The organism is Stagnihabitans lacustris, from assembly GCF_025950525.1.
In the GTDB taxonomy this organism is placed as follows: Bacteria; Pseudomonadota; Alphaproteobacteria; order Rhodobacterales; family Rhodobacteraceae; genus Stagnihabitans.
The window spans coordinates 370,090-386,453 of the sequence record NZ_JAPDGS010000001.1 but is presented as its reverse complement, the minus strand read 5'-3'; the positions used below and the strand labels follow the sequence as shown (position 1 = coordinate 386,453).

Here is a 16,364-nt window from a genome sequence, read left to right as displayed (position 1 = left end):
GTCATCAATGGCTCCCTGGTCCCCATGACAAAGAGCCACAGATGTCGTTCACCCGCCGCACCCTGTTGACCAAAGCGCTTGCGACAGGGGGGCTTCTGGCCGCCCCCGGGCTGGTGCGGGCGGAAAGCCGGCGGGTTCGCATCGGCTATATCAGCGCGCTTTCAGGCCCGCGGGCCGAATTCGGGACCGCGGACCCCTGGATGCTGACCCAGGTGCGCGGGCTTTTGGCGGCGGGGTTGACCGTGGGGGGCGTGACCCATGAGGTCGAGATCCTGTCCCGCGACAACGAAAGCAACCCCAACCGCTCGTCCGAGGTGGGGGCAGATCTGATCCTGCGCGAGAATGTCGATCTGCTTTTGGTGCAGGACCTGGATGCCTCGATCGTCACCGGCGAGATGTCGGATATGGCAGGGATACCGGCCATCAGCACCATGGGCCCCTGGCAGGCCTGGGTCTACGGCCGCGGCGCGACGCCAGAGGCTGGGTTTCCCTGGTCCTTCACCTTTTTCTGGGGCGTGGACGCGGCGCTTGGGACCTTTGTCCGGATGTGGGATCAGGTGGCCACAAACCGCCAGGTGGGGGATTTCTACTTCGACAACGCGGCGGGGCGGGCCTTTTCGGACCCTGCGCTTGGCCTGCCTGCCCTGATGGCCGGGGCGGGCTATCGGCGGACGCCGGGCGGGCTATACCAGATCGACACGACCGACTTTGCAGCCCAGGTCAGCCAGTTCCAGCAGGCCGGGGCCGACATCGTCACCGGCTTTGGCTTTGCGACCCATTGGGCCAGCTTTTGGGCTCAGGCGGGGCAAGCGGGCTATCACCCCAAGGTGGCAAGCTTTGCGGCGGCCTTCCTGTTCCCCTCGGCCATCGAGGCGCTTGGCGCCCGCGGCGAGGGCATGACAACCGAGGTCTGGTGGTCGCCGCAGATGCCCTGGCGGTCGTCGCTGACCGGGCAAAGCGCGGCAGAGCTGGCGCGGGCCTATGAGGCAGACACGGGGCGGCAGTGGCTGCAGACGCTGGGCTATTCCCATGCCCTGTTTGAAACCGGGATCGCGGCCCTGAAGGCCTCGGGCGCGCCAAAGGACCGGGCGGCGGTGCGGGCGGCGATTGCCGGGATGACGCTGGATACGGTCGTCGGGCGGGTGGATTGGGCGGGCTCGCCCATCCCGAATGTCGCGCAAACCGCCGTGGCGGGCGGGCAATGGCGCAGGGCCAAGCGCTTTGCCTATGACCTGCACATCACCGAAACCCATTTCGCCCCCGGCCTGACCCCGGACGGCGAGACCCTTGCCCTGCCGGTTCCATGATGCTGCAGGTCGCGCATCTGTCGCGCCGTCATGACGGTCGGCTTGTGGTCGATGACCTGTCCTTTGCGGTCAAGGGCGGAGAGTGGTTGGGCCTGATCGGCCCGAATGGCGCGGGCAAAAGCACGCTCTTTGACCTGTTGGCCGGGACTCTGCGGGCGCAGGGTGGGCGCATCCTGTTACAAGGGCGCGACGTGACGGGCCTGGGGCTGGTGGCCCGCGTGCGCGCCGGGATCGCCCGGGCCTTTCAGGCGCCGCGCCCCTTTGCCAGCCTGACGGTCAGCGACCACCTGGCGCTGGTGGGCGGGACTGCGCTGCTGCGTCCGCTGGGGCTTTATGACCTGCGCCACCGGCTGGGCGCCGATTTGGGCCTGGCCGATGCAAGGCGACTGGAGCTGGCCAAGGCCCTGGCGCTGCGGCCCAAGGTCCTGCTTTTGGACGAGGTTCTGGGCGGGCTGTCGGGGTCAGAGCGTCAGGCGATGATCACCCTGATTGCCGGGCTGCGGCGGCCGGACCTGGCGGTGATCTGGGTCGAACATGCGATATCCGACCTTTGCGCGGTCTGTGACCGGCTGATGCTGCTGGACCACGGGCGCAAACGGGTCGAGGGGCTGCCCGGCCTGGTCGCAGCCGATCCCCTGGTGCAGGAGATCTATCTTGGGTGAAGTCTTGCACATCAAGGGCTTGACCGCCGGAGCCCTGACGGGCCTGAACTTGACCCTCACCGCGGGGGAGTGCCTGGCGCTGACCGGCCCGCGCGGCGTCGGCAAGTCGACGCTGTTGCGCGGCATTGCGGGCCTGGCGCCCACCAAGGCCGAAGCGATGCGCTTTCAGGCCCGCGACCTGCTGACGCTGGATGCCGCCGCCCGCGCCCGCGCCGGGATCGCGCTTTGCGCCGAGGGCGGGATTTTCGCCACCCTGACTGTGGCCGAGAACCTGGCCCTGGGCGCTCGCCTGGCCCGCCCCGGCCCCTGGACGCCAAAGCGGGTCTGGGCGCTGTTCCCCGACCTGCGCACCCTGGGCCACCGGCCTGCCGCGCGCATCTCGGGTGGTCAGGCACAGATGCTGACGCTGGGGCGCGCGCTTTTGGCCAACCCCGCGCTTTTGCTGGTGGACGAGGTGACGACCGGCCTGTCGCCCCTGGTTGCCGGTCAGATCCATCAGGTTCTGGACGTGCTGGCCTCTGAGGGCATGGCGCTGATCGTGGCGGGCGCCCTGCCCAACGGCCGCCACCGAAGCCTGAACCTGGAGGCCGCATGACCGAGACCCTGGCCAATGGCCTCCTTCTGGGCGGGCTTTACGCGCTGTTCGGCCTTGGGCTGTCGTTGTGTTTCGGCGTCATGCGGGTGGCGCAACTGGCGCATGGAGATCTTGCGATAGCGGGCGCCTTCGCGGCCCTGGCCCTGTCCGATCACCTGCCGTTGTGGGTCGTGCTGGCGCTGGTTCCGGTGCTGGCCTTTGGTCTGGGCTGGGCGCTGCAACGCTGGCTTCTGGACCGCGTGATGGGCGATCCGATGCGGCCGATGCTGGTCAGCTTTGGCCTGTCGGTCGTGGTGCAAACCCTGCTGGAACAAGCCTTTGGCCCGGGTGCGCGGGGCTTGCAGACCCAGGCTTCCACCGCCGCCGTGTCGCTGGGCGGCCTGTCGTTGGGCCTGGTGCCGCTGGCGACGTTGGGGCTGGCGGTGGGGCTTTTCGCGGCCACCTGGGGCCTGCTGCACCACAGCGACCGCGGCCGCGTCATCCGTGCCACGGCCGAAAACGCCCGTGCGGTTGCGCTTTTTGGTGCCGATGCGGGTCGCGTGCGGTCCTGGGTCATGGGGCTGTCGGTGGCGCTGGCCGCGGTGGCGGGGATCGCGCTGGCGCTGCGGGGCGCGGTCACGCCCTTTGCCGGCGGCGAGCGGCTGTTGATCGCCTTTCAGGTCGCGGTGATCGGCGGGATGGGGCGGCTTTGGGCCAACTTTGCCGGGGCCCTGGCGCTGGGTCTGATCCATGCGGTCAGCTTTCGCCTCGACCCGGGGGCGGGGCTGCTTTACGGCCATCTTCTGTTGGTGGCGGTCCTGTTGCTGCGTCCCGAGGGGGCCCCGCGATGAGGGTCCTTTTCCTCTTGGCCCTGGCGCCGCTGATCCTGTCCGGGGGCCTGCTGGCCCGGGGGACAGAGCTTTTGATCCTGCTGGCCTTTGCGCAGTCCTGGAACATGGTCGCGGGGCCTGCGGGGATGCTGTCGCTGGGCCATCACGCCTTTTATGCCATTGGCGGATATGCGCTTTTTGTCCTGTCGGCGGGCGGCATCCACCCTTGGGCCGCGCTGCCGCTGGCGGGCCTGATCGCGGGCCTGGCGGGGGTCTTGGTGTCGCCCCTGGTCCTGCGCCTGCGCGGCCCCGGCTTTGCCGTCGGGCTTTGGGCCCTGGCCGAGGCCCTGCGCCTTGCGATCGCGCGCCTGGATGTTTTCGGAGGCAGTTCCGGCCTGCCGTTGCGCGCCGCGCGCGCCTTGAACCGCGCATGGATGGGGCCGGTGGCCTTCTGGCTGGCCCTGGGCCTGGCCCTGCTGGTCAGTTTCGCCCTCGCGCGCGGTCTGGGCGGCTTCGCCCTGCACCTGCGGGCGCTGCGTGACGACGAGGTCGCGGCCCGCGCCATGGGCCTTGCCGCTGGCCCGCTGCGGGTCGCGGTCTTTGCGGCTTCGGCCACGGTCGCGGGGGCGGCGGGGGCCTTGGGCTTTTTGACCACACTGTTCATCACCCCCTCTGCCGCCTTCGACATGACGCGGTTGGCGACGGTGGTCTTCGTCGTCTTGATCGGCGGGCTTGGCCGCGCCTGGGGGCCGGTCCTGGGCATCGCCCTTTGGGCCATCCTGCGCGAGACCCTGTCCTTTGCCCCCGGAGCCGCTTTTGCCGGCCTTGGCGTGCTGGCCATCCTTGTGACGCTATATGCCCCCAAGGGCCTTGCCGGATATCTGAACCTGCGCTGATTTCACGGCCGGTCTTGGCCGCGAAATCCGCCCACACTTAACATTTGTTACCACGAATTGCGCTGATTAAATCCGGCATCATGCTACAATTTAACCATGATATACGCGCAACGAATCAATCCAGAAATATAAATGGAAACCATCCTCGCCCAAAGCGTCGGAAGCCTGAATCGTCCAATCATCTCGGGGTTGGTCAAGGATATAATCCACGTTCCGGCGCGCGTCGATTTGCGAGAGCGCGCCTTGCATCCCGGGCATATGGCGCTTTTGCTGGACGGCTTTGTCAGCCGCCATATCGACGACCACCTGGGGCAAAGACAAGTCGTCGCGCTGCAGATTCCAGGCGACTTCATCGACCTCTGCGCCCCACCCCCACGTCAGCATGAACATGATATTGCAACGATTTCGACAACCCGCCTTGCCCTGATCGACTCCCACGGCCTGTGGGAGGCCTTGGGCGCCCATCCCGATCTGACGCGCAAGCTGTGGTCGATCGGCCTGATGGAGGCGGCAATTCACCGACAATGGATCTTTCGTCAGGGCCGTCTGTCCGCCCGGGCGCGGCTTGCCCATTTCCTGTGCGAAATGAATATCCGCTTGCTTAAAATCGGCCAGTCGAATGGTCACTCCTTTCGCCTGCCCCTGACGCAATCCGACCTCTCCGAGATTTGCGGATTGTCCAGCGTTCATATCAACCGGGTCCTGAAAGATCTGCGCGAAATGTCGCTTTGTCTTTTCCGATTTGGCCGCGTTGACATCACTGACCCGATCAAATTGGCCAATCTGGCCCAATTCGACCCGCATTATCTTGACCCGCCACATTGCCTGCCTTTTCCCTCACCGCATGCCAAGGAGTTCTGATTTGGACACACCCTTCACCACCGATCACGGCCGCCCCATCCCGACCCTCCATTCCAGCCTCAGGGCCGGGGCGCGGGGGCCGGTGCTGATGGAGGATTTCCTCCTGCGCGAAAAGCTCTTTCATTTCGACCATGAACGCATCCCCGAACGCATCGTCCATGCCCGCGGCACAGGCGCCCATGGGGTCTTTGAATGTGTCCGCGCCATCCCCGAACTGACCTCGGCCGGGTTGTTCCAAAAGGCGGGCACCCAAGTCCCTGTGTTTGCGCGATTTTCCACCGTAGCAGGGTCGCAGGGGTCCAAGGACACCGCCCGCGACGTCCGCGGATTCGCCGTGAAATTCTACACCGATCAGGGGAATTGGGACCTTGTGGGCAACAACATGCCGGTGTTTTTCATCCAGGACGCGATGAAGTTCCCCGACCTCGTCCATGCCGTCAAACCCGAGGCGGACCGGGGCTTCCCCCAGGCCTCATCCGCGCATGACACGTTTTGGGACTTCATCTCGCTGATGCCGGAGTCGCTGCACATGATCCTTTGGGTCATGTCGGATCGCGCCTTGCCGCGCAGCCTGCGGATGATGGAGGGCTTTGGGGTGCACGCTTTCCGCCTGATCAATGCGGCAGGCGAGGCGCATTTCGTCAAGTTCCTGTGGAAACCGCATCTGGGGCTTCAGTCGCATCTGTGGGACGAGGCGGTGAAACTTGCCGGCGCCGATCCCGATTTCCACCGCCGCGACCTGTGGGAGGCGATCGAGACAGGCGACTTTCCGGCCTGGGACCTTGCCATCCAGGTTCTGACCGAAGCCGAGGCTGCGGCGCTGCCCTTCGACATTCTGGACCCCACCAAGTTGATCCCCGAAGAGCTGGTTGCGCCCATCACCATCGGCACGATGACCTTGAACCGCAATCCCGACAACCATTTCGCCGAGGTCGAGCAAGTGGCCTTCCTGCCCTCCAACCTGCTGCCCGGCATGGATTTTTCCGACGATCCCCTGTTGCAAGGTCGCCTTTTCAGCTATCTGGACACGCAGAAATCCCGGCTGGGGACGGCGAATTTCGCGCAAACGCCGATCAACGCGCCGCGCTGTCCGATGCGCAATTTCCACGCCGATGGCATGATGCAGATGGGCCGTCCCAAGGGCCGCGTCACCTATGAGCCGAACAGCCTCGCGCCCGAGCCGGAGCCGGTCTTTCCGACCCAGCCGGGCGCCACGGGGTCGAAGCAAAGGCCGCGGCCCTTCGCCGATCCGCTGTCACAGGCGCTGATGTTCTGGCGCTCGCAGAGCCTGACCGAGCAAGATCATATCGTCGCGGCCCTGGTGTTCGAACTGGGCAAGGTGACACTTGCCGCGGTGCGTCTGCGGATGCTGGATTGTCTGGCCCGCATCGACGAGACCCTTGGCGGCCGCGTGGCCGAGGGCCTGGGCGCGGCGGCCCCGACGGCCGCAGCCCTGCCCCCGCCGCTGCTTTCGCCACAGCTGTCGATCCTGTTCCGCGTCCCGCCGGTCAAGGGCCGCGTCATCGGCGTTCTGGTCAGCGACGGCGCGCCCGATGCCGAACTGACTGCCGTGCTGGAGGCCGCCGAGGTCGAGGGCCTCGCCGTCAAGATCATCGCGCCGCGGATCGGCGGGGTCGACTTGGCCTCGGGGCAAAGGCTGGTGCCCGATCTGCAGCTGGACGGCAGCCCCTCGGTCCTGTTCGACGCGGTGGCTTTGGTCGTGTCAGAGCAAGGCGCGCGGCTTTTGGCGCAAGACAAGGCAGCGGTCGATTTCGTGGCCGATGCCTTTGCCCATCTGAAAGCCTTGGCCCATGGGCCGCAGGCCGCGGCGCTTTTGGCCCGCGCCGGTGTTCGGCCCGACGATTTCATCCTGTCCTTGCCCGCAGAGGCCGGGCGCCTGGCCGCCCGCGTCAGCCAAAGGCATTGGCCGCGCAACCTGACCCAAACCAACCCCGAAAGGACCTGACATGCCGACCAAATCCGACCCAGAGGCCGAAGCCAAGCCCGCACGCCCCGCAAAACCCAGCCCCGAAAAGGGCCTTGTGGATCTTTTCGAACATGCGCTGCGCGATATGTATTACGCCGAGAAAAAGATCCTGAAATCGCTGCCCAAGATGATCCGCGCGGCGCAAAATCCCGCGCTGAAATCCGGCCTGACGCTGCACAAGGAGGAAACCGCGGCGCAGATCGACCTTCTGGAGCAGGTCTTCGAATCCATCGGCAAGCGCGCCAAGGGCGAGACCTGCGAGGCCATCGACGGCATCTTGGAGGAATGTGCGGGCCTTCTGGAGGATTTCGCAGGCTCTCCCGCCGGGGATGCGGCAATCATCTTTTCGGCTCAGGCCGTCGAACACTATGAAATCACGCGCTATGGCTCCATGGTGGCTTTTGCCAAGGCGCTGGGACTAAAGACCCAGGCCAAGCTTTTGGGTCAAATCCTGGCGCAGGAAGCGGCCGCCGACAAATCCCTGTCGGACCTGGCCGAAAGCGAAGTCAACGCCGCAGCCAAAGCCGCGTGACCCTGTGCGGACCTGCGCGATCAGGTCCGCACTCCCCCCTTACAGGAGACCATCCATGTCAATCCTCTGGACCATCCTCATCGGTTTTGTCGCGGGCCTTCTGGCCAAGATGCTGTTCCCCGGCGACCGCGAGCCCTCTGGCTTTATCCTGACCACGGTGCTGGGCATCGTGGGCGCCGTGGTCGCCAATTACCTGGGCCGCGCGGTGGGCTTTTACGATCAGGGCGCGGGGGCCGGTCTGATCGGATCGACCGTCGGCGCCTTTATCGTGCTGTTCCTGTGGGGGCTTATGACCAAGTCCAAACGCTAGACCTTAGGCCCTGCGGTGGGTGGCGGCCGTGCGCGCCACCTCTTCGTAAATGCCGGACAACAGGTTCAGCGTCCGCGTGGCCTCTGCCAGACGCCCGGCAAAACCCGGCAGGTTCTCGATGGCGGTCAGCAACAGCCGCCGTCGCAGGGCGCCGTAATCCTCTGTCACCCGCAGGCCTTCGGGCGTCACCTCATAGGTCACACCGCCCCGCCCCGAGCCCTTGCGCAGGATCAGCCCCGCGCCCAGCAGCTTGCGCAGGGAGTATTGGATATTGGGCACGTCGTCGCGGTTGGTCAGCCGGGCCAGGTCCTTGATCGACTTGGGCCGGTCATTCATGCGGATGATGTGCAACAGCGCGTTTTCCGGCCCCGTCGCCGCCAAATCGCAGACCGAGGCCAGACATTCCGACTGCCAGCGCCCGAATCCCTCGAAGGCCCGCATCAGCGCGAATTCCAGTTCGGTCATGTCGACCTCTGGCCCGCTTTGCGCCAGGTGCCACAGGTAATCCATGGCCATTTCCTTGCCACCGGCTTGAAGCGATTGCGGTTTTTGCGCCATGGCGGGTCTCCTGCATTGGGGCCAGCATCCCCGTTCAAACCAGTTGACGCAATGGGGTTTTACGATAGACTTTCAAACATAAAATAAATCCAACGGGGACTGCAATCATGACTGACGCACCGATGCTGTCGGGCGACCGCTTTCGCTTGGGCACGTTTTCGACCAATTGTTCCTCGGGGATGACCCCCACGCAGGCGGCGGACCGCTGGGTGAATTCCTGGGACAACAACCTGACCTTGGCGCATATGCTGGACGAGGCGGGGATCGACTTCATGTTGCCCATCGCGCGCTGGATCGGCTATGGCGGGCCGACCGATTTTCATGGCGGCGTGCTGGAGACGATGACCTGGGCGGCGGGGCTTTTGGCCTCGACGCGGAACCTGACGATCTTTGCCACGATCCATGCCAGCGCGAACCATCCGGTCGTTGTGGCCAAGCAGATCGCCACGATCGACCAGATCGGCCATGGCCGCGCCGGGTTGAACATCGTCGCGGGCTGGAACAAGCCGGAGTATCAGGCGCTTGGCCTGACCCTGCCCGACGACCACGAAACGCGCTATGGCTATGCGCAGGAATGGTATAACCTGATCCGCAAGATTTGGGCCTCGGACAAACATTTCGACTGGGATGGGACTTATTTCAAGGGCATCAAGGGGTTGAAGGGCGACCCTGCGCCGGTGCGGGGCGCGGTTCCGGTGATCAACGCCGCGGGCTCACCCCAGGGCCGAGAGTTTGCCACCGACAATGCCGATTTCCTGTTCACCCCCGCCATCGACCTGGCGCGGTCAAAAGAGGAAATCGCCGCGCTGAAAGCCCAAGCCGCGGCCAAAAAGCGCAAGGTCGGCGTCCTGACCTTTAGCCATGTGGTATGCCGCCCGACCGAGAAGGAGGCGCAGGATTACGTGCGCCACATCGTCGATGACAATGCCGACTGGGAGGCGACCGACAACCTGATCCGCTTGCAACTGGCCCATGCGCTGTCCTTCCCGCATGATCTTTTGACCCAGATCCGCTATGGCTTTGCCCTGGGTCACGGCGGCTTTCCCCTGATCGGGACGCCGGACCAGGTGGCCGCGGGGCTGATCCGCCTGCACGAGACAGGCTTTGCGGGGACCACCCTGTCCTTTGTCGATTACATCAAGGAATTCCCCTATTTCCGCGACGAGGTCCTTCCGCGTCTGGCCCGCGCCGGCATCCGATAGGGGGGACAGCGGAACCGGTCAGGTGGGCGGCAACGAGGCTGCCGCCGCCGTGACCTGGCCCGCATAGTCCGCGATATCCTCGGGAAGCGCGCCCTCCCACAGGGCGGGCAGCATGGCGACAAAGCGTTCCCCCGCCCCGACCAGGGCACGCAACAGCGGCTCGGCGGGCAGGGTGATCCCGGGGCGCCAGGCGCTGCTGATCGTGATGACATCGCCCTTACGGGTAAAGGTCAGCTCTTCCTGATGCCCAAAGGCCACATAGACCGCCACCCCGTCGCCGGTCAGCTCTGGCACGACGGTTTCGCACAGGGTGCCCACCGCATAAAGCAGCAGATCGCCCACATCGAAGCTTTGCTCGCCATGGCGCAGACGGACCCAGCCATCCATCGAGTCGAAATCCGCGATCCCCCCCTTGGCCATCTGCGCCTCAGTATAGGGGGTGCCGTCGGGTTGCATCAGGCCAAGTTCGACGGTCACGCTTGTCATAGGAAGGCCTTCGTGTTGTTGGTCAGGGCATTGTTCAGCGCAATGAAGTCGTTCGTGTTGACCAATTGCAAGGGCTTGGCACTGGCCATCGGGTAGAACTGCGCGACTTTCAACACGCCGCCGGTGTGGCCGACCCCGATCCGGTTGCTTTCCGTGCCCGCCGTCCCGTTCAGCCGCAGGAAATTGCCGTCGAGGTCATATTGGTCCAGCGGCGGCGTCCGGCGTTTCAGGGGCGGCCGCTGGGACGGATGCCGGTCGGGCGCACCGCCATTGGCGCGCGCCACGTTGCCCGGCTGCAGGCCCGTGCTGACCATGGTCTTGATCTTGGTCTCGTCGGTGTCACAATCAAACAGCGTCGTGCCCATGTGCGGCGAGGTGTTCAGCTCGAATTTGCCATGCTTGCGCGAGTGGCGCCCGGCGGCGTGGCTCATGTTCATGCTCATGTTCGGCGGTCCAACCGTCACGGTCGCATGGGTGATGGGTTTGTGTTCGAAGGATGCCGCCGTCATCAGGAAGTCCTTGACATTGGTCATCTTGGGCGTCCCGCCCCAGCCGCTCTCGGTCCCGGTGCCCGGAGCGGTCGAGCGGGTCTTGAGCGGCACGAAAAGATCGGCCCGCAGCTTTTTGGCGCCATTGGGGTTGCCGCCGAACTTGGGGGAATGGATCAGGTTGCCCAGGCCCTTGCCCGGCCGGTTCGGCGCATTCGGCTTGTCGGCCTCAAGCATATGGGTCGGAGCGCCCTCGATCGCCTCGAAGGTGGTCTTCAGATCGCCGAAGTTCCCGTCGAAGGCATTGGCCAGCTTGCGCAGGGTCTTGCCATTCTGCACCTTGGGGGCCGAGTGCTTGGGGGTAAAGCCATGGCGCAGGACGCTGGCAAAGCGGTCCTCCTTGCCGGCTTCGGTAAAGCCCGACTTGGTCAGCATGTCCTTGAAGATGCGCGGCCCGTCCACATCGGCAAATTCGCCGATCATGTCCTTTAGCACCTGAGGGTTCTTGGCGCTGGTATGGGTGCCATTGGGATCGGTCAGGCAGCCGTGCTGATACATCTTGCCCAGGACCTGAGGGTGCTTGCCCAGATCACCCTTGGTCATGACCCCCTTCAGGGCTGTGCGGTTGCCCGCGTTCAGCGCCTTTGCGAGTTTCAGCATCTCTTTCGGATCGCCATTGCAGCCGGGCGCCAGCAGATGGCCAAGGCATTTCGCATCGGTGCCCGTCGCGGCCTTGGCATCGTCCTTGGTGCCGAAGCCGCCCTTTTTCAGCAGGTCATCCAGCCCCTTCAGCCCCGGGGCATCTCCCGCAAGCTCCTTGACCAGGGTCTTGACCTTGGCCCCATCCCCTGCCCCGCAGCCGGTGCCGATCAGGTGGCCAAAGACATCGGGGTCGGTGCCCAGCCCGCCATCCTCCAGCGTGGTCTTCAGCTTGGCGCAGTCGCCCGCGTCCAGCGCCTTGGAGAGGTTGGCCAAAGACGCGGCGCGGGTCTTGGCGAAGTCTGCGTCACTGACGCCTGTGGGCTTGTCGCCCGCAACATGGTTGAACAGCGCGCCCAGGGTCTTGGCATCGACCTTGTCGCCGCCCTTCATGCCGCCTGCCTCCAGCATGCGGCCCAGACCCTCGCGCTTGTCATCGGCATCAAAGGCCGCAACGAAAGACTTGAACGTCGCCGGATCGCCCTTGCAACCGGTGTTCAGAACCTCACCCAGGGCCGCGGGCGCCTTGCCCAGGCCCTTGGACAACAGCGCCTTGACGCCCTTGCGGTCATTGGCATCCAGCCCCTTGGCCAGCGCCAGCAGATCCGAGGCCTTGCCCTTGCAGCCGGGGTCCAGCAATGCCGCCAGCGCCTTGGGATCGGTATCGGTCTTGGTGCCGGTGTCGTCCTTGGCCCCCAGGCCCCCCGCGGTCAACAGATCGCCCAGCCGCGCCAGACCCGTGGTATCGCCCGCCATATCGGACAGCAGCGCCTTGACCTTGGCCGGATCGCCCTTGTCGCAGCCCGCGCCCAGCAGATGCCCCAAGACCTTGGGGTCGGCGCCCAGACCGCCGTCCTCCAGCACCGTCTTCAGCCGCGTGCAATCGGCGCCGTCCAGACCCTTAGCCAGCTTGGCCAGCGCCTCGGCCCGGGTCTTGGCGAACTCTGCCTCAGAGAGCAGGTCCGGCTTGTCGCCCGCGACGGATTGGAACAGCGCGCCCAGGCCCCCCTTGTCGACCTTGGCCCCGCCACCAAGCCCGCCCGCCGCCATCAGCCGCCCCAGGCCCTCGCGCTTGCCGTCATCGTCAAAGCCCTTGGCAAAGGCTTTCAACGTCGCCGGATCGCCCTTGCAACCCTCAGAGAACAGATCGGCCAGCGCATCAGGCGCATCGCCCAAGCCGCCCTTGCCGACGATCCCGCCCAGCGCCGCGCGGTCCTCGGACGTGGCGAAACCTTTGCACAAGGCCTTGAAATCGCCGGGCTTGCCCTTGCACCCTTCGGTCAAAAGCTTGGCCAGGGTCTTGGGCTTGGTGTCGAAACCGGCCTCTTTGACCAGGTCGGTCAGCGCGGCGATGTCGCCGCCGAACTCGGTCCGCAGCGCGATGGCTGCCGCCGGATCGTCGCCCGACCCCATCAGCGCGCCGATGAACCCCGGCCCCAGGTCGTCGCACAGCGCCTTGACCTCGGATGGTTTCAGCCCGCCCTTGGCCGTCAGCGCCGCCAGCTTTTCCGGACCGCCGATGTCCTTGGCGGCCTTGGCCAGCGCGGCAGGCCCGCCCATGGCCCCCATGACCGCCGCCATGGTCTTGGCGCCCGCAGGCCCCGCCCCGTAAGCCGCCGTCACCTTGGCCAAAGCCTCGGCCGACCCAAAGCCCTTGACCGCCTTGATGACCTCGTCCCGGGTGCCAAAGGCGTCGTCCAACAGCGCCAGGCTGTCTTCGTCGATGGCAAAGGCCTTGCACAGCTGGTCGACGCCATCCTTGCCGCCCAGGTCCGACAGCTCTGTCGCGCAGGCCTTGACCGTCTGGGCCAAAAGGTCGACCGCCTTGCGGGCCAGGTCGTTGCTGGCGCCCGTGATGGCCGCGCTCAGCGCCTCGGTGGCCTTCAGCCGGGCGGCGTCGATGCGGGTCTTGTGCGGCTTGATTTCGCCTTCGACGGCCTTGACCAGGTCGAAATCGGCCGCAATCAGGCGGCGGTCCTCCTTGCGGGTCGCGACCGCCTTGGCGATGGCCTGAACCTCTTGTTCGGCCACAAGCATCAGCGCTTCGGCGTTTGCGATATCGCCCGGGCCGATGTCCTCGACATCCAGCGCCTGAACCACGGCGTCTTTCCGGGTTGTCAGGGTCTGGATCTCTGACTCTTCGGCGCCCTCGGGCGGGGAGAGGTCGTCCAATTCGTCGTAAAGCGCGTCGCGGCGCAGCTCTTCGGGGCTGGGCCCCGCCTCTTCGTCGTCCTCTTCGTCGCCCCAATAGTCGCCGTCGTCATGGGACAGGGACATGTATTCGGCCAGGTCGATGCCCCAGCGCACCTCGTCCGAGATCACCCGCGCGGCCTTGCCCTTCTTGGTCATGCCTCACCTGCCAATGCGGTTTCGATCTGGGCCAGCGCGCGGCCAAGCGTCTGGCGCAGGCCGATGGTCAGGCCGAACGGGTTGCGCTCCAGCAGGGCAAGGCCCGGATTGCCGTCCAGAAAGCCGCGCATCTGCGTCATGGCGGCCCTTGTGCGCGCCGCGGCCTTGGGACGATCGGCAGGCGCCGCGCGGTCCAGGTCCATCAAGGCCGCCTGCATCCGCGTCAGCTCACCCGAGGTGATCCCATGCAGTCCGGCATCCGCGATCTTGGCAAAGATCGGTGCCTTGTGCCCGCGCAGGGCCTTTTGCAGCGCGTCGATGTCCTGATCCGCAACCTCACGCGCAGCCATCCAGACCGGCAAGGCCTTGACCACCATGGTGGATTTGGCCTTCACCCCCAGATGCTTGGTCAGGAACGCCTGTTGCACGGGCGTCAAGGCGTCAAACCCCTGCGGCACTGCGACCTCCATGCGACCTTTGGCTTGCACCCTTTGGCCCAGAAGCCTTGGCCTGCAACCCTTGGCGCAAAGAAGACCACGGCAGTCAGGCTTGCGTCAATGCCTGGTTCACCAAGATCACGGGCACCAAGATCAAGACTCCAAGATCACGGGCACCAAGATCACAGCGGCGTTCAACCGCAAAAGCCCCAGCCCAATGGGCAGCATGGACCCTTGCCAAAAAAAAGTTTGGCGGGATCGCAAGGCGCTGTTAACCTTCATGCGTGATCGAAGTGGTTTACCTTGAAAAATGGAGTTTATCTTACGGACGATCCTTGGCGCCCTTGGCGCAATGCTTGCTCTTTCCCTGCCCTCGGGTGCGGCGACCCTCACCGGGACGGGCAACCCGGGCTCTGCCATGGCCTCGGCCACGGTCGAGACCTTTTCCGGTGTCGCAGCCGGCGACTACAGCACGTTGACCCTCGGCAATGTGACGATCACTGGCGTCGATGGCACCTTCACGGTCGGCGGTGACTATGCTGACACTTACAACAACCCCGGCCCGCAGTCGGTCTACAACGGATTTGACTATGCGCCGTCAACCTTCCGCTTTGACTTTGCCTCGACGGTTTCGGCCTTTGCCTTCCTTTGGGGGGCGTCGGACTTCAACTGGACGCTGACGGCCTACAACGCATCGGGCACCGCTTTGGACAGCCTGGTGATTGGCCCGGTCTATGGCAGCAATGCCGGCGATTATTTCGGCATCGCCGCCGCTGGCATTTCCTACGCCACCTTGGTTGCAAGCGCAGGTGACTTCGTCTTTATCGACAACTTCGCCTCGACCACGGTTCCGACCGTTCCGGTGCCTGCTGCGCTCCCGCTGCTTTTGGGCGCCCTGGGTGGCCTGGCGATGTTGCGCCGCCGCCGCGGCTGACCTCTGCCGACCCTGCATCTGCAAAGCCATGGGTGATCCCGCAAGGGGTCACTCTTTTTCCTGCGGCAAGGCGAAAGGACCGATCCCACAGGCCAGCTGCCTTGCCGGATCATTCCAAGCAGTCGGGGGGGGGGTAGTGGCGGAGCCGAAGGGATTCGAACCCTCGAGACGGTTCCCCGCCTGCACCCTTAGCAGGGGTGTGCCTTCGACCACTCGGCCACAGCTCCAAGGAGCCGTTTAATAGGTGAACCCGGCGGGGGCAAGGGGAAAAGCTGCGGCGATTGCCGGGACTTGAGACCCGCACCACGCCAAAGGAAAAGGCCCCCCGAAGGAGGCCTTGTTTTGTGCGGGCTTGGCCCGGCCTTGCCCAGCGCGACCCGGCCCGGCCCTGCCCTGCACCCAGGGTCAGTCGGCGATCACGTCCTGGCGCTGCGTCCCCAGGCCGTCGATGCCCAGCTCCACGACCTCGCCCGCGCGCAGATAGCGCGGCGGTTTCTGACCCAGGCCGACGCCGGGCGGGGTGCCGGTCGAAATCACGTCGCCGGGATGCAAGCTCATGAATTGGCTCAGGTAATGCACCAAAAAGCGCACGCCATAGACCATGGTCCGGGTCGAGCCGTTCTGCATCGTCTGGCCATCCACCGTCAGCCACATCTTCAGGTCTTGCGGGTCGGCGACCTCGTCACGCGTCACCAGCCAAGGCCCCAGCTGGCCAAAGTTGTCGCAGCTTTTGCCCTTGGTCCATTGGCCCGACCGTTCGGTCTGGAAGGCGCGTTCGCTGACGTCATTGGTCACGGCATAGCCCGCGACGTAATCCATCGCATCCGCTTCGGAGACGTATTTCGCATGTTTGCCGATGACGACGCCCAATTCGACCTCCCAGTCGGTCTTGACCGAGCCGCGGGGGATGATGATCGGGTCGTTGGGGCCACAGATGGCCGAGGTGGCCTTCATGAAGATCACCGGCTCGGGCGGGACATTCATGCCGCTTTCGGCGGCGTGATCGGCATAGTTCAACCCGATGCAGATGAACTTGCCAGTGCCCGCGACGCAAGCGCCCAGCCGGGTGGCGGGATCGACCACCGGAAGGCTGGCGGGGTCGATGCCCCGCAGCATGTCCAGCCCGGTGTCGCCGATCACGGCGCCGCCGATGTCAGGCACAAGGCCGGTCAGGTCGCGGATCGTGCCGTCGGTATGCAGCATCCCGGGACGTTCGGCCCCGCGGGGACCATGGCGCAGAAGTTTCATGATG

At 65.3% G+C, this 16,364-nt stretch carries 16 protein-coding genes and 1 tRNA gene; 11 read left to right on the top strand and 6 right to left on the bottom strand.

Annotated elements, in window-relative coordinates; translation table 11 throughout:
* The first annotated feature begins 41 nt into the window (after positions 1-41).
* The 9 genes from NX862_RS01925 (at position 42) to NX862_RS01885 (ending at position 7,959) form a co-directional block, all read left to right on the top strand.
* Positions 42-1,307 (top strand): ABC transporter substrate-binding protein, encoded by a 1,266-nt coding sequence (locus NX862_RS01925; protein WP_264492182.1) that lies wholly within the window; start codon positions 42-44, stop codon positions 1,305-1,307.
* Positions 1,304-1,969, top strand: coding sequence for an ABC transporter ATP-binding protein (locus NX862_RS01920; protein ID WP_264492181.1), 666 nt, complete (start codon positions 1,304-1,306; stop codon positions 1,967-1,969). Before NX862_RS01925 ends, NX862_RS01920 begins: the two co-directional genes overlap by 4 nt.
* The gene (locus NX862_RS01915) at positions 1,962-2,564 is read left to right on the top strand and encodes an ATP-binding cassette domain-containing protein (RefSeq protein ID WP_264492180.1); all 603 of its coding nucleotides are present in this window, start codon (positions 1,962-1,964) and stop codon (positions 2,562-2,564) included. Before NX862_RS01920 ends, NX862_RS01915 begins: the two co-directional genes overlap by 8 nt.
* On the top strand, positions 2,561-3,394 hold the full coding sequence (locus NX862_RS01910; RefSeq protein ID WP_264492179.1) for a branched-chain amino acid ABC transporter permease: 834 nt from the start codon (positions 2,561-2,563) through the stop codon (positions 3,392-3,394). The genes NX862_RS01915 and NX862_RS01910 overlap by 4 nt, the downstream gene beginning before the upstream one ends.
* The gene (locus NX862_RS01905; RefSeq protein WP_264492178.1) at positions 3,391-4,269 is read left to right on the top strand and encodes a branched-chain amino acid ABC transporter permease; all 879 of its coding nucleotides are present in this window, start codon (positions 3,391-3,393) and stop codon (positions 4,267-4,269) included. Before NX862_RS01910 ends, NX862_RS01905 begins: the two co-directional genes overlap by 4 nt.
* Positions 4,270-4,401: 132 nt before the next feature.
* On the top strand, positions 4,402-5,130 hold the full coding sequence (locus tag NX862_RS19425; protein ID WP_413694524.1) for a Crp/Fnr family transcriptional regulator: 729 nt from the start codon (positions 4,402-4,404) through the stop codon (positions 5,128-5,130).
* Position 5,131: 1 nt separating this feature from the next.
* The gene (locus NX862_RS01895; protein WP_264492176.1) at positions 5,132-7,096 is read left to right on the top strand and encodes a catalase; all 1,965 of its coding nucleotides are present in this window, start codon (positions 5,132-5,134) and stop codon (positions 7,094-7,096) included.
* A gap of 1 nt (position 7,097) precedes the next feature.
* Complete coding sequence (locus tag NX862_RS01890; protein ID WP_264492175.1) at positions 7,098-7,649, top strand: YciE/YciF ferroxidase family protein; 552 nt, start codon at positions 7,098-7,100, stop codon at positions 7,647-7,649.
* Between the two features lie 55 nt (positions 7,650-7,704).
* Entirely contained in the window at positions 7,705-7,959 is a 255-nt protein-coding gene (locus tag NX862_RS01885) for a GlsB/YeaQ/YmgE family stress response membrane protein (RefSeq protein ID WP_264492174.1), read from the top strand.
* A gap of 3 nt (positions 7,960-7,962) precedes the next feature.
* On the opposite strand, the gene NX862_RS01880 is transcribed toward NX862_RS01885, so the two are convergent.
* Complete coding sequence (locus NX862_RS01880; protein ID WP_264492173.1) at positions 7,963-8,517, bottom strand: winged helix DNA-binding protein; 555 nt, start codon at positions 8,515-8,517, stop codon at positions 7,963-7,965.
* A 107-nt stretch (positions 8,518-8,624) separates the two neighbouring features.
* Between NX862_RS01880 and NX862_RS01875 the strand changes: the two genes are divergently transcribed.
* Positions 8,625-9,719 carry an LLM class flavin-dependent oxidoreductase gene (locus NX862_RS01875; RefSeq protein WP_264492172.1) on the top strand — a complete coding sequence of 365 codons (1,095 nt, stop codon included), beginning with the start codon at positions 8,625-8,627 and terminating at the stop codon, positions 9,717-9,719.
* A gap of 18 nt (positions 9,720-9,737) precedes the next feature.
* On the opposite strand, the gene NX862_RS01870 is transcribed toward NX862_RS01875, so the two are convergent.
* From NX862_RS01870 to NX862_RS01860, 3 genes are read right to left on the bottom strand one after another with little or no spacing between them, the layout of a single operon-like run.
* On the bottom strand, positions 9,738-10,196 hold the full coding sequence (locus tag NX862_RS01870) for a hypothetical protein (protein ID WP_264492171.1): 459 nt from the start codon (positions 10,194-10,196) through the stop codon (positions 9,738-9,740).
* A gap of 5 nt (positions 10,197-10,201) precedes the next feature.
* Positions 10,202-13,741 (bottom strand): hypothetical protein, encoded by a 3,540-nt coding sequence (locus NX862_RS01865; protein WP_264492170.1) that lies wholly within the window; start codon positions 13,739-13,741, stop codon positions 10,202-10,204.
* Complete coding sequence (locus NX862_RS01860; RefSeq protein WP_264492169.1) at positions 13,738-14,211, bottom strand: hypothetical protein; 474 nt, start codon at positions 14,209-14,211, stop codon at positions 13,738-13,740. Before NX862_RS01860 ends, NX862_RS01865 begins: the two co-directional genes overlap by 4 nt.
* A gap of 319 nt (positions 14,212-14,530) precedes the next feature.
* Here NX862_RS01860 and NX862_RS01855 point away from each other — a divergent pair, with 319 nt between their 5' ends.
* Positions 14,531-15,112 carry a VPLPA-CTERM sorting domain-containing protein gene (locus tag NX862_RS01855; protein WP_264492168.1) on the top strand — a complete coding sequence of 194 codons (582 nt, stop codon included), beginning with the start codon at positions 14,531-14,533 and terminating at the stop codon, positions 15,110-15,112.
* A gap of 137 nt (positions 15,113-15,249) precedes the next feature.
* Here the strand turns inward: NX862_RS01855 and NX862_RS01850 are convergent.
* Positions 15,250-15,339, bottom strand: a tRNA-Ser gene (locus NX862_RS01850).
* Between the two features lie 178 nt (positions 15,340-15,517).
* A complete protein-coding gene (locus NX862_RS01845) occupies positions 15,518-16,360 on the bottom strand; it encodes a fumarylacetoacetate hydrolase family protein (RefSeq protein ID WP_264492167.1) in 843 nt (280 codons plus the stop codon).
* Positions 16,361-16,364: the final 4 nt, after the last annotated feature.